General features: G+C 55.7%; 10 protein-coding genes. 4 read left to right on the top strand and 6 right to left on the bottom strand.

Translation table 11 applies throughout. From position 1 onward, the window contains the following. Positions 1 to 28: 28 nt before the first annotated feature. The 6 genes from GO013_RS11700 to GO013_RS11675 form a co-directional block, all read right to left on the bottom strand. Positions 29 to 2,035, bottom strand: a complete 2,007-nt coding sequence (locus GO013_RS11700) for a DUF6785 family protein (RefSeq protein WP_163811317.1) — start codon at positions 2,033 to 2,035, stop codon at positions 29 to 31. Next, positions 2,032 to 6,930 (bottom strand): FtsX-like permease family protein, encoded by a 4,899-nt coding sequence (locus tag GO013_RS11695; protein WP_163811316.1) that lies wholly within the window; start codon positions 6,928 to 6,930, stop codon positions 2,032 to 2,034. The genes GO013_RS11700 and GO013_RS11695 overlap by 4 nt, the downstream gene beginning before the upstream one ends. Positions 6,931 to 6,933: 3 nt before the next feature. Then, the gene (locus GO013_RS11690) at positions 6,934 to 7,704 is read right to left on the bottom strand and encodes an ABC transporter ATP-binding protein (protein ID WP_163811315.1); all 771 of its coding nucleotides are present in this window, start codon (positions 7,702 to 7,704) and stop codon (positions 6,934 to 6,936) included. A gap of 9 nt (positions 7,705 to 7,713) precedes the next feature. After that, positions 7,714 to 8,385, bottom strand: a complete 672-nt coding sequence (locus GO013_RS11685) for an FtsX-like permease family protein (protein WP_163811314.1) — start codon at positions 8,383 to 8,385, stop codon at positions 7,714 to 7,716. 116 nt (positions 8,386 to 8,501) lie between these two features. Then, complete coding sequence (locus tag GO013_RS11680; protein ID WP_163811313.1) at positions 8,502 to 9,275, bottom strand: polysaccharide deacetylase family protein; 774 nt, start codon at positions 9,273 to 9,275, stop codon at positions 8,502 to 8,504. A 6-nt stretch (positions 9,276 to 9,281) separates the two neighbouring features. Then, on the bottom strand, positions 9,282 to 10,760 hold the full coding sequence (locus GO013_RS11675; RefSeq protein ID WP_239057844.1) for a SpoIIE family protein phosphatase: 1,479 nt from the start codon (positions 10,758 to 10,760) through the stop codon (positions 9,282 to 9,284). A 216-nt stretch (positions 10,761 to 10,976) separates the two neighbouring features. Between GO013_RS11675 and GO013_RS11670 the strand changes: the two genes are divergently transcribed. Genes GO013_RS11670 through GO013_RS11655 form a run of 4 tightly spaced genes read left to right on the top strand, consistent with a single transcriptional unit; the run spans position 10,977 to position 13,081 of the window. Further along, complete coding sequence (locus GO013_RS11670; RefSeq protein ID WP_163811311.1) at positions 10,977 to 11,594, top strand: hypothetical protein; 618 nt, start codon at positions 10,977 to 10,979, stop codon at positions 11,592 to 11,594. Between the two features lie 2 nt (positions 11,595 to 11,596). After that, positions 11,597 to 12,523: a hypothetical protein gene (locus tag GO013_RS11665; protein ID WP_163811309.1), complete on the top strand. Its 927-nt coding sequence runs from the start codon at positions 11,597 to 11,599 to the stop codon at positions 12,521 to 12,523. Continuing rightward, on the top strand, positions 12,495 to 12,878 hold the full coding sequence (locus GO013_RS11660) for a PqqD family protein (protein WP_163811307.1): 384 nt from the start codon (positions 12,495 to 12,497) through the stop codon (positions 12,876 to 12,878). Before GO013_RS11665 ends, GO013_RS11660 begins: the two co-directional genes overlap by 29 nt. Positions 12,879 to 12,889: 11 nt before the next feature. Continuing rightward, positions 12,890 to 13,081: a hypothetical protein gene (locus GO013_RS11655; protein ID WP_163811305.1), complete on the top strand. Its 192-nt coding sequence runs from the start codon at positions 12,890 to 12,892 to the stop codon at positions 13,079 to 13,081. The last annotated feature ends 44 nt before the right edge of the window (positions 13,082 to 13,125 follow it).

Raw genomic sequence — 13,125 nt, 5'->3', positions numbered from 1 at the left:
GCCACCTCGTCTCATCCTTTGTCTGTTTCTAGAGCGGAAAGACCAGATAACTCTGTTCGTTGAAGAGTCCGACCATGGTCCAGATGCCGCCCATCAGGAAATCGCCAAGTATCAGTCCGATGAACAGGAATCGGACCCGGTTGAACAGACTGGTTCCACCGTAATGGAGCACCAGATGATTGCACATCCAGCCGAGAAAGAACGGGAACCAGAGTATTTTCATGCCAGCCGAATAGGCGGCCAGATAGCCGAGCGGGTGCAGGGGCCACCATGGGAATTTGTAATAGCAGAAAATCAGGAGAAACATGACCAGCGCGCCGAATCCCGCATAGGTGAGCAGCCATTCGTTGGGACCGGTGGGCTGATCCACCAGCCGTTGTGCGTTTTCGTAATTGGCGAGCACGGTCTGGGTGGCCCAGTCGAGATTGAGTTCTCGCAGTCCGTATTTGTAGCCGAGATAGAGCATGGTCACGAATGCGGTGGCCAGGGCGAGTACCAGTGACAGGGCAATGGCCACAAGGACCAGATTGCGTTTGGTGGTTTCCTGCCTGATTTTCGAGCCGTGAAAGAGCGTGGGGGCGATGGCCTCGCGAACGTCGAGAAACAGGATCTTTTGCATGACAGCGGTGGCGGCGACTCCCACTGGGCCGAAAAATCCCGTGCCGAAGAGTCCCATGAGGCCGTCCGAGGGCGCGGCAGTGAGGGTGAAATAGGGAAGCCCTCCCTGACAGACAAGGCGGCTCGTGACCAGTGTGACGATGAGAAAGGCGCAGGGCAGGAGTACGGCGGCCAGAATCGGGAGGCCGAACCACCAGCCCCAGACCATGAGAAAGATCATGCCGCTGGCAAGTCCCCATATCGGCCAGATAGGCGGCCCCCAGTTTTCGGGAATGGTGTCGAATTTCCCTTTTCCTTCGATTTCGGTGCTGTGGCAGGACGGACGTATGAAACAGGTGAGTGTTTCCCTGAGATGATGCCGGGCCAGCCAGATGAGGAAAATGAAAAAGATGGCATAGGCTCCGATGACTTGCGCGCCTTCGGGACGGGCCAGGTCCGGGCCGAAGGTCGTGCCCAGAGCCGCTTCGGGGAGCTGCCAGCCAAGGATGTACAGCAGTCCGAAGAAGAGTCCGGCCATGAGGTGAAAGACCCACATGGAAAAGGAAATTTGTCGCGTTGTCAGAAACGCGAAGCCGATGAAGGCCGGAATGATGTACAGCTTGAGTTTGTAAAAGCCGGAAAAAAGTCCGAATTTCGGGAAATAGGAACCGGCCAGAATGAGTGTCGGAAGCTGGGGGACGGACGGATAATAGAAGTGCAATCCGTTGATGAGATGCAGGGTCCCGGCCAACAGCAGTCCGACGAGCAGATAGGTGTTGGACCACCATGATGCGAAGTGTTTCTGGTCCAGGGCTTCGCCCATGAGCATGGGGACGCGAACCATGGGGAAATGGACGCGTTCGTTGACGACCCATTGACGGCCAAACAGGGTCATGAGGCAGAGCATGATAAAAAAGGAAGCCAGGATAAAGAGCGACCAGATAAGCAGAGTCGGGAGCCACGCACTCCAGGGGATGGCGGCCAGAATGGCGGGGATGCCCATGGCGTTACCGTTGTCTAGCCCCTCAAAGAGTTGATTGACCGCATCGGCTGAGTGCGGGAACCAGGATTGCGGCAGAAGCGGGGTCAGGACTTCGGTCCATCGATAGGCGTCGTTGGCAAACCGTTCCGGGGCGGTGATGTTGATGAAAAATGTTTCGGTGAGTCCGGCAAAGCCGATGGCTGTGAACAGGACCATCATCAGCCAGACCACAAGCAGCTCGACTCCGGAGAAGACTGGCGGCCGTTTGGTCAATCGTGAGGTCAAGGCGGTAAAGACGAACAGCCATGCGACAATGAAGAAGGGGGCCATGGGAAAGTGTCCACCCCCCAGAGGCGCGTTGTGGAGCACCGTATTATTCAAGGGCGTGAGAACACACAGGATCAGCCCGAGAAACAGGCCGGTCAGGAGCGCGCGGAGTCGGAGTTGTCCGTTCATGCCGTGGTTTCCTCGCCGTTGTTGTTTACGTATTTCTGGATGGTTTCATTCATGTCTTTGGCATACCCTTCCACAGCTTCGTCATTGAGCGATCGCCAGGCCAGCAGTTGTTTGCGGAGGTCATTGAGAAAGTTTCGATTCAGGTTTTCCCATGCCTTGAGTTCCCCTGCTTCCCGGTGGAGGATGACCTTGATCTGCCGGAAGCCCGTGTAAATATCCGATGGGCAGAAAATGAGTTTGACCTTTTGGCGTACACCGAAGTCGAATGGGGCCAGCCAGACGCGGAGATCCATGGAGAAACAGAGATCGTCCGGGATGGGGTGATCCTTTGGAAGGCCACTGACCAGACCGGTGTCGGCTTCGACCTGTTCGAGGTCCAGAAAGTTGCACTGCATGTCATCGATGCAGAACGCGCCGTGTGATATGTCGTGGTGCGCCATGTAATATTCATGGAGGAATCCGCCTGCCGAGTTTATCTCGTGCAACTTGATGAGAAACGGCAGAATCACGGTGAGTTCATCGCCTTCAGCCTTGGGCATGGTCCAAGACTTGTTGACGTCCGGGATGGCGATGTTGGCGGCGACCTTGGCCGGGTATAGGGCCGAGACAAGTACCACGCCGATGACCAGAATCATGGCGGCCACACCGGCAGTGGAGGAATAATTGGCGGTCATTCCGGCCCATAAAGGTGTTCCGGCCAGGAATGCTGAGGAAACCTGTGCCAACAGATAGCCGACCACCACGGAAATGACGGCAAAAGCCAGTGCTTCGGCAATGAACAGGAATGCCACATGTGGCGGGGCAAGTCCCACCGAAGTATAGACCGCTATTTCAGGTTTGCGTTCATAGACCGAGCCGATCATGGTGTTGAGCACGATCAGAATGGAGATGGCCAGCGGAATGAGGATATTGGCCATGCCGGAATAGTTGACGGCATCCGAGGCGAAGTACAGGGATGTGCCCGTGGGACCGCCCTTGAAGAGAAGCATTCCGAATCGGTCGCCGAGGGTGCTGACTTCAGACAATGCGCCGGTGTCGGGTTTGACGGCAATGCCCTTGAGTTTTCCGGCCTTGAGAGCGAGGAGCATCTCGGCAGAGACCAGCACTGTTTCTGAACTGGGAATATGTTGGTACCGGGATTCCGTGGTCACCACGTCCTCTCCGTCTTCAATGGCTTCGGCCTCGACTTCTGACAATTGGGTCGCGGCCTGATTGGGAAAGATGATCGGTGTGATCGGTTCGCCATCAAGATCGGGATGGTCTGTCAACCCTTCGTCGCGAAAGATGCCCACAAGGGTGATATCGATTCCCCAGATGGTGACGGTGTTGCGGTTCGGGTCGAGTGGATCGGCATCCAACTGGCGTGCCATGCGTTCGGACATCATGATGCCATCCCGCTCGCCTTCCTTGAACCAACGGCCCTTGATGAGAATGCGATCCAGTCCGCTGACCTGTGGTTCTTGGGCGGAGAGACCGACCATGCCCCGGGCCTGTGCGGTCTGTGTCCCTCGGGTGACGGGGATGAGTGGGGCGCGGGATTTGTCGGAGGTGAAGCCGGTGTCATACCAGACGCGTGGGGCCACGACACCCTCGTCGGCAAAGGCGGTTTCCACGACAGACAGGGCTTCCTGAGGAACGTCCTGCCAGTTGAGGTATTTGAGCATCAATCCCGTGTACGACGCTGAATTGTTGAATTGTGCCCATCCGGCCTGTCGGACGGATTTGACCGTGGTGAAATTCATGATGGTAAACGTCAGGATGACCAAGGTGGCAAAGGTCAGGAATGTTCGGACCGGGCGGCGTTTCAGGTTGCCTACGCCGAGCACGAAGGCCGCGCCAAAGGCGGCAGCCGGACTGATGCCCGTGATTTTCATGTGGGAAGAGCGTTTTTGCAGCTCCACCATTTCCCGTTCGAATCGGAAAAAGATGATGAGCGAGACCAAGAGCGAGAGCGCGAGAATGAAGAACGCGAGAATGACCACCATGGGAGAATAGGTGAGCTGAAACGCGGGATGGACGAACGAGATCACCCCGATGATCAGAGTGAGGAAGCCGAGGAAGGCGACAATGCGTTTCTTGATGTCCACGAAGGAGAAGAAGAGTCGTTCCATGCAATAGGCAAATGGCACGAACAGGGCCACATAGAACAGCACGCCGAACAGGACATCCTTTTGGGTCTTGTCCACATCATTATAGACCCGGCTTGCCTTGGAGAGTGAGGACCGAGCCGATTCCACGAATTTGTCCCACTGCTTTTCGGCCTTGTAGTGAATGGCGTTGGCAAGATCTTCATCACCCTGACGGCGCAGGTCTCTGATGCGCTCATTGATGATGCCTTTGTCTTCCAGATTGTCGATGCGCGGTCCGAGCAGTCCCCACATGTCCTTGGCGGCCTGGAATTCGGTCATGGGGATGACCGGCCATTGTCGGGCGATGAATCCTAGCCCCTGAGGATGGGTTTTATCGGTGTTCAAAAGTAGGACTTTCTTGTCCAGTACTGTGTCGGACAAGGTCAGCTTGATGGGCGTGTCCGGTTCGAGAAAAAGTGTGCCCAGTGTCGAGGTCCGGGTATCCAGTCGACTGTACCAGAAGCTGACCGGCGGGGCTTCGGTGCGGCCATCAATGAGGGTGGGACGATAAAGAAATTTGAAGGTTCGTGGATCAAACATATTGAACAGCGAGGTCTGGGTGCAGTTGAACAGGATGAGGTCCGTGGCCTGTTCTGCCCGCTTCAACTTGATACGATAGGCGGCCTTGCCGGTTTTGGGCTTGTTTATCGCCCATTCTGCCAATCCGCTGTCTTCGTTGAATTTGAATGCTTCGAGTACAGCCTTGTGGTAGCTGACTTTCTTGCTGGCAAGGCCCGGAATACGGACGTTTCCCTGCGTATCGACCATGCCGTAATTGCGTGTTTTCCACTGAAAGGCGAGGACGACCAGTCCAGTGCCGGGACGGTCCGGGAAGATCTCGCCCTTTCTGAGCAGGTTGGCCCGGCCCTGAATGGTGACGAATTGGTTCTTGTTCCGTTTGCCCGCATCGGCAATTGGTTCAGTGGTTATGGCGTCGAGCAGGGTGAGCACGAGCTGTGTCTGTTTGTGCAGAAAAGCGAAGTTGACCCGATTGAGGGTGTCATACGGCGTGCCCCAGGCTGGTCGGACATCGTGGACCGTCGTCAGGGTGAATCCCGGAAATCCCGCGAGGGCCATGGGTTCGCCGCCCAGTTCAGGGGTGTCTGGCAGATAACTTTGCCACGCCCGTTTCCCGGGACGGAGCGTGTCGGTGAACAGGGCCGCGATATCGTTTTGCTCAGTCTCAAGTTGTTTGACGGCGTTTTTCATGACCGTGTCCAGCGGCCGGAAAAAGGCGGTCCGGTTGACCGTTGGTTTGAGGTCGATGAGCCATCCCTTGTCAAAGCCGCCGATGCCATTGCCGTGGCTGGACAGGAAAAGGGAAATATGGGCGACAATGGGCGCGTCTTCGATGGTTTCCCGCAGGGTCAGGGTCGAATTGATATCCTTGAGTGTGCCGGAAGTCTCTTCGAGAATGGCGGTTTCGTGCAGGATCGCTGATGGGACAAAGGTGGTCAGCGTGGTGCGTTCCGATGCGGACAGTGGAAAATCCGCGACCGTGGAGTTGATCCAGTTGAGCCGTTTCAACACCATGCGGTCACTGGCGAGTTGGTGAATGTGACGCTGACGGTCCTGGGTGTCCTGAGTGGCCGAGGCTCCTTGTTGTTCGAGGAGTCGCAATCGCATCAACTCCTTGGTGATGTCGTCTTCCTGATTGCGGACAACACTCTTGAGCGCGGTCTTGAGAAGTGTCCGGTCGTCGGCGTTCATCAGCGTTTTTTCGGATAACGGAGAGTCTTCACGGAGGAGATCGAGACTGCGTCCGGTCGAGGCGAGCCGCGTTTGAATGGTTTCTTTGTGGCGTTCAAGTCGTTTTTTTGGGGTGACCAAGGCATAGGTGAATTCTCGCATTCCCGCCCGTGCCGAGGATTTGCCAGCCGTGGCTACCAACAGGACAGACCGTTTGGGAGGGGCTTTGGCAAAATGGGCCGCTGCATCAATCAGTGCGGCGATGGACGCGCCTTCATCCGCGCCCGGGGCGTGACCATCCACCAGTGCGGTGGCGGTGTAGAATGCTTCGATGCTGACGGTTTGTTGCGAGAGTTCCGGGTCGCTGCCTTGAATTCGACAATAGATGGTGTCGGCCGGGACAGTGCGCCATGCCGCCTTGGACGTGAGGGTGGTGGTTCCGAGATGTCGAGGACCTTTGCGGGTGAATCCCGTGCCCAGCAGTGAATTGGCGTGTTCCCGGGCGAGCCAGAATGTTGGGAAATCGACTGGGGTCAGTTCGAATTTGCTTTCAAACAGGGCGCGGGGCGTGCGGCCTCCGTCGCCTCCTTGCCCGATGAACACAAGCCCTCGGGCACCGAGCATGGCCGCGTTGTTCCAGTTTTTGCCGGAATCCATGTCCATGAGAACAATGGCCCCGTGGACGTCCAGCCCGTTGAAGTCCGAGACTCGCCCCGATCCCACATAGAGCAGTGGGCCGGTTATTCCCGGTGGCGATATCGCGCCGGGAGAGAGTGCATTGGCCTGAAATTGTCTGAGTTCGATGGTCCGCCCTGATTCCTTCAGGGTCAGTTGTGCCCCCATCTTGATCGGGACCGGGACATGGAACGAGTGGCGTCCCACGGTGGCATCGGGCAACAGGGCTTTGAGCTTTGCTTCCACCATGTCCGCAGCCTTGGCCGCTCCGGGCGATCCGGTGGATCGGTCCTCGATGGTGGTGAGTCGGCGGAGAAAATCCGCGCCGGTTGCCATGGCAGGAAGAGTCCACACAAGGCTCAGGGCGATGCAGATAAATATGGTCAGTCCTGAGCGTTTCATGAATCAGGCCCTTTCCTCGTCGTGAGACCGACCAGTGAGCTTGTCGCCAATGCCGCCGATGGTGATATCCAGTTCTTCCCGTTTTTCCACGCGGTCAACCTGTCCGTCCCGGACCCACACCACCCGGTCGGAGACATTGAGCATCTTGTAATCGTGGGTGGCGGAGATCACAGTGACACCACGTTCCACCGAGAGCATTTGCAACAGATCGATGATTTCTTCGCCCGTGGACAGATCGAGATTGCCCGTGGGTTCATCCGCCAGAATGATGGAGGGATCGTTGGCCAATGAGCGGGCCACAGCCACACGCTGCTGCTGGCCGCCGGACAATTCCAGCGGCTTGTGTTGAAATCGTTTGCCCAGTCCGACCAGTTCGAGCAGCTCGATTCCTTTGTCCTGAGCATCATCCGCATTCATTCCGGCAAAGGTCATGGGCAGGGTGACGTTCTCAAGGGCGGTCATGACAGGAATCAAATTGAAGGTCTGGAAGATGTAGCCGATTTTTCGGTTGCGCAGCCAGGCCAGTTCAAAGGCGTCGAGTTGGGAAATATCCACTTCATCGATGAAAACCTTGCCGTCCGTGGGTTTGTCCAGACCGCCAATCATGTTGAAAAGTGTGGACTTCCCCGATCCGGATGGTCCCATGATGGAAATGTATTCTCCGGCGAAGATTTCCAGATCCACTCCTTTGAGGGCCTGCAAGTCGACCTTTCCCATGGTGAAGGTCTTGGTCACGCCGATAACACGGACAATGGTGCGTTTTTTTTCGCTCATGGTCCTCCTTTAATGCTCTGCCCGCATGGCATTGATAGGGTCCATGCGCGCCGCCAACAGGGCTGGATACAAGACGCCGAGCAGGCTGAGAAGACACCCTCCGAGGGTGGCCATTCCCATTGAACCAAGCATGGAGATAAGGGAAATATCCTGAATCGCGGAGAGACCGAATCGGGCAATGCCGACCAGCAGGGAAATCGCGCCGCCGAGCAATGCGCCGAGACTGGCTCCGGCCAACCCCTGCATCCCCGCTTCCAGAAGAAATATGCGCAGGATCATCGAGTCCAGCGCGCCGAGACATTTCATGACGCCGATTTCGGAAAAACGTTCGGTCACGGACATGAGTTGCGCGTTGATGATGCCGACCGTGCAGACCAGCAGGGAAAGAATGACGATCCAGCGTTCTTTGGCGGACATGGTGACCACGCCCTGTGCGGCATCCACGTCATAGCCCGCCTGGAGCAGTGTCCGGGCCGCGTCTTTGCCGTTATGCGTGAGCAGTCCGGTGGCAATGTCCAGATTGACCAGCACGAAACTGAGAAACGACACGGCAAGGACCAGACTGGAGACCGTAATCATGGAGCGGAAAAAACGGACCTTCAGGCTTTTGAAACTGATCTCCACCGATTTGGAGAAAGGGAGCGAGATAAGGCGATCAACCTTCTCAGCAGGAATGTGCATAGGCTTCCTTCGAATTCGCGAATAAATATATACTTCCTCTCATACTAGGCGCAACCCGTATTCATGACAAGGTGAAATGGACTCCGCTGGGATGATTTTATTGAAAAAGCGTGGTTTTATGCTGTATTGAATCTGATGCACTGTATTTTGGGGTTGGATTTGATGTGGTGCAGGCAGGTGTCCAAAAACGCCATTGCCGCCGGGTTCATCCGTTGGTGGTGCAGCATGATGCCTATGCGGCCCGACTGGATGGCGGTTTGAAACTCCGTGGCCAGTGCGGTCCATCCCTGTTTCGGGTCTGCTTCGTTTCGGGTGTGCAGGTCCACGTTGATGGGGATGTCCGGCAGGCTGTCCGGAAGCGGCACCTTGCGCTGTTCACCGGCAGAGCGAGAGACACAGGTGTATCCGAGTTCGGCCAGAGCGGTGCCCGTCTGTGCGTCGAATCGGTTCCACGGCGGCGTGAAGGCCGGTGAGAACGCTGGTCCCATGATGTGTGTGAGGCGTTCTTTTCCTTTCAACAGATCGGCTGTCTTGTCCTGTGCGGGCCGGTGATCGCCGAATTCTGATTTTTTGCCCGAGGTCTGATGTGAACGATGTTGCCAGCCGTGTTGGTGCCAGCAGAACAAATTGCTGTCCCCGGCCCAACCATTGAGGATTTCCCAACGGGTTTGCGTGAGCCACGCCGGGGTCACGGCCATGTGCAGAGGGATACCGTGGGCGATGAACAGGTCCATCATTTGGCGGCAGTTTCCACCGGGAACGGCCACGTCATCCGCTCGGAAAAAGAGTGCGGTGTCATCCGGCGCCTCGTCGATGAGGTCGGTGATCCGTCGAAGTCCGTCCCGGGACGGTGTGTGCCAGAGGGAAGCGATGTGTGTTTTGACGATCATGGTGTCTTATGGCTCCACGCCCTTGATGACCACCAGGGTCAGATCATCTTCGCGGAAGTCCTGACCGGCAAAGTCGAGCACTGCGTCGCAGATCGTTGTCATGATGGTTTGAGCGTCGTGTTTCGTGGTGTTTCGAATGATGTCGCGGATGCGGTCGCCGCCGAACATCTCGCCGGACGGACTGTGTGCTTCCCACACGCCGTCGGTGCAGATGAACATGATCTCTCCCGGACCGGGCAGGTCCATGGATTGTTCATTGAATTGCCAATCCTGTTCCACTCCAAGAGGAATGTCCATGCCTTTGAGTTCTGAGAATGTGTCGGATTGTGGCCGGTACATCAATGGGTGCTGGTGTCCAGCATTGACCCATGTCGCGGTGTGAGAGGCCGGTTCCATGACCATGAAGAAGAGCGTCATGAATCGTCCGGTTTCACCGATATCCCGTGTCAGGTGGATGTTGGCACGAGCGATGTTTTCCGTGACCGACCCCGGTGTGGCTGCGTTTTGTCGAATCACGGCCCGGGCCGCTGTCATGAGCAGGGCCGCCCCGATGCCGTGGCCCGAGACATCGCCGACAACCACGGCCAATTGACCGCAGGCATCGAGGTCGCACGGGATGAAATCGTAGAAATCCCCGCCGGTTTCGTCGGAAAAAAGACTGATTCCCGCAATGTCCAGCCCCGGGAATTCCGGCTGGTCGGACGGCAGAAAGTGCTGTTGTACCTCTTTGGCGATGAGGAGTCCTTCCCGCATTCGGACTCCTTCTCGCAGCGCACCGATCATGGTGTTGGTATGGGCGGCGATAATCCCCAGCTCATCAGACGTGATGACGGGAACGCGTTTGGTTAGGTTGCCCTGTGCGATGCTTTCGAGAACGTGGGTTTCCGTCTCAAAGAGCAGCCGAAGATTCTTGGTGTAGGACAGGATGAGGTTGATGACCATGACCAGCAGAAATGCCATGATGAAAATGATTTCAACCAGAACGGACTGGTTGAGAAATCCCACGGCGGACATGGTCAGCTCCTGATCGGCCAGCCATTGAACATCCCGGATGATGACCAGAAGGAGAATGGTGGTGATGAGGCAGATCGTCAGCGTGGCCACAAAGGACAATTTGCGCGTCATGGGGAAAAGTTTGCGCGGCGGGATATAGCTGGCTTTTCCGGCCAATGCCATGTGAATGACCGTGCGTTCCCGTTCCAGGCTGAGGTCCAGCGCGGCGAAGAATCCCACGGTGAACAGCGCGAGGGCGAGTTTGAGTCCGCTGTGGAGGATTGGGAAATTATATCCGAATTGGAGGATGAGCGCGGCAACGAGACCCGCACCAAGGAAAAGTAGTATATCCAATCTAAATTGCAAGAATGCTTGGCGAATTTGTGGAGCTTTTTCAATCAATCGGCGTTGAATCAGCTCGCGGATCAGAAAGGCGGTTGCCATGGGAATCAGAATGACCAAGCCCAGCTCCCAGACCGGGAGCTGTATCATGAATGGTCAGACCCGCCCCCCATAGAGTGCGCCGCCAAAAACGGCCAACAGGTAATAGATACTGGGTCTGGTGGCCGACATGGTTGTTTCCTTGCGCATGCAATCAGTCCTTTTTTATCGTCTATCCCTTTGCCAAGCGTCACGATCTTGTTTAATCATAGAGCAGTGTCTCCCTTGTGGACAAGTCCTAATTCTGAAAAAGGCAGTGTCGAATCAATGAAAAAGAAGTTTGTATGTATCGTCGTGGCATTCGTGTGTTGTGTCTTTTCCGGATGGGTGCCTGCTTTGGCAGGTGACACCTTCCCGACCACGCTTGCGGGGTTCAGGTTGGGAGATGTTGTCGCAACCTATTCTGAATATTGTCATTTAGAAAAGGCCGTCCCGGGTTCGGATGCGCCGTTCTTATCCGAAGCAATGATTAAACCCAACGCGCTTCCCGGTGTGCGGGGTGGCAGTCTTATTTTTGGTAATTGTCTTCACAAGCACGAACTTGTCGGGATCAAATTGAAATTTCATGACCGAAGCAAGAAATTGTTTGATCGTTTGTACAAGCGGTATGTCAAGGAATTTGGCGAGCCGGCGACCTATGTCGGGGATGCTTTCAAGAACGTTATTGCCTGGCAATGGCTTTTTACCAACGACGAGAAAGAAGAGGTCGCACTTGTGCTCATGTGGAGCCGCAGTCCGCAGATGCGCCCTGGTGTCTCCATCAAGATGACGCACAAGACGCGTGAAAAGCAGGAGTTGGACTGCTATCTTGCCATGGATGAAAAAACGGAAAAGATGCACCAAAAAAGTCGCGTTCAATCCTTGGCTCCGTTCATTCCTCGGTAGGTATGGCTGATTATATCTGGAATGGCGTGGGCATCGTTACGCCGGATTCGTGGGAGCCGACCGCCATCGAGCGGGATGGATTGACGTTTGCCGAGAACGGGCTCCCTATGTGCGAATTCAAGTGGAATCGGGTTCGTGGTTCATTTTCTTTTGAAAAGCATATCAAAAAGATCACCAAGGGACACAAGGGAGCGTCTGTCAGCGGGGTGTCGGATGCCGAGACTCCGCCGGCGTGGCATGATGCCGTGAAAAAGCTGACTGCGTCGGGGTTCCGTTCGCACAGTTTCATATGGAAGATCCCCGGAGTTCGGGGCATTGGAGCCGTGGTGTACCATTCCGGGACCGGGTTGGCCGCTTTGGTTCAATTCTTCATTCGTGCTGCGTCTGACGAAGATCAAGCCGCCAAAGTCCTTGCCTCGTTTCGTGAGTATTTCGGCGGAAAGAGTTTGCCGTGGGCCATGTTCGGAGTGACTGCGCGGGTGCCAGCGTCTTTTGTTCTGGATACTTTTTCTTTTCAGCCCGGTCATTATCGCGTTCAGTATTGGCGGCCCCGTTCCGGAAAGATGGCAGATCGTGTGCCGCCGGGAAAAGGCCCTGGTACACAGCTTGTCTTTGAACGATTTGCTCCGGCATCCGTTCTTTTGCGTTCGACCAGTCTGGCCAAATGGATAGCCGAAACCGTCACGGATTCGCCGGATGTGGCCGTCCTTCAAACCGATGGGCACGGGGTGCGCTGGGATGCCGTGCTCAAAACATCGTTGCTTCGCACGGTCATGCGTCGCGAGTCCTTTTCTCAAGGCCGGGCGTGGCAAACTGATTCGGGAAACGCCATTCTCTCTGTGTGCGCGTCTGGGACAGATTCGGTCCCCACAATACTTTTTCCCGAAATATGTGAGAGCTATGCGCTTATTCAAGAAGAAACCGACTGAGCCTGTCATTTCCCGTACCGAGGCATTGTCCATGGTGCCGGTGAAAAATTATGCCGTGGAGGAGGTCGAGCTTTCGAGCGAGATGGTGCAGTTGGCCTATCCGTTGGCGATCAAACCCTGGTTTGGCCGATTGGCCGAGAAGGTTGGCATGTGGGACAAGAAGCCCATGACCAAACAGGTGGAGCTGGATGAACTTGGGACATTTGTCTGGCAACGCATTGACGGGGTGCGGTCGGTTCAACGGATTGCTGCTGAACTCGCCGCCGAGTACGAGGTTCAGCCCCGTGAGGCTGAGTTGAGTGTCACGGCGTATATTAAGACGCTCGGGCAACGAGGTATCATCGGGTTGAAGTGAGGTGGTTCTTTTTGATTGAAGAAGGAAGAAAAGAGGGAAGAGAAAGGCTCAATCTTTCCTTGTTTATTGAGCGTTGCGCGCTGCGCGGTGGGGAGTCATTCGATATTATTTCAAAGGTTTCGCCTTTACGGCGACTTGCTTTTTGCTTGGGGCAAATTGTCAAACCAAACTTAACACCCCGGCAAGTCCCTGCTCCTCAATGATTTCCCAGGTTGTCCTGTATCCGAATTTCTTCCTTGGTCGATGG

Source organism: Pseudodesulfovibrio sp. JC047 (assembly GCF_010468615.1).
GTDB lineage: Bacteria > Desulfobacterota > Desulfovibrionia > Desulfovibrionales > Desulfovibrionaceae > Pseudodesulfovibrio.
This window is presented reverse-complemented; position numbering and strand designations above follow the sequence as displayed.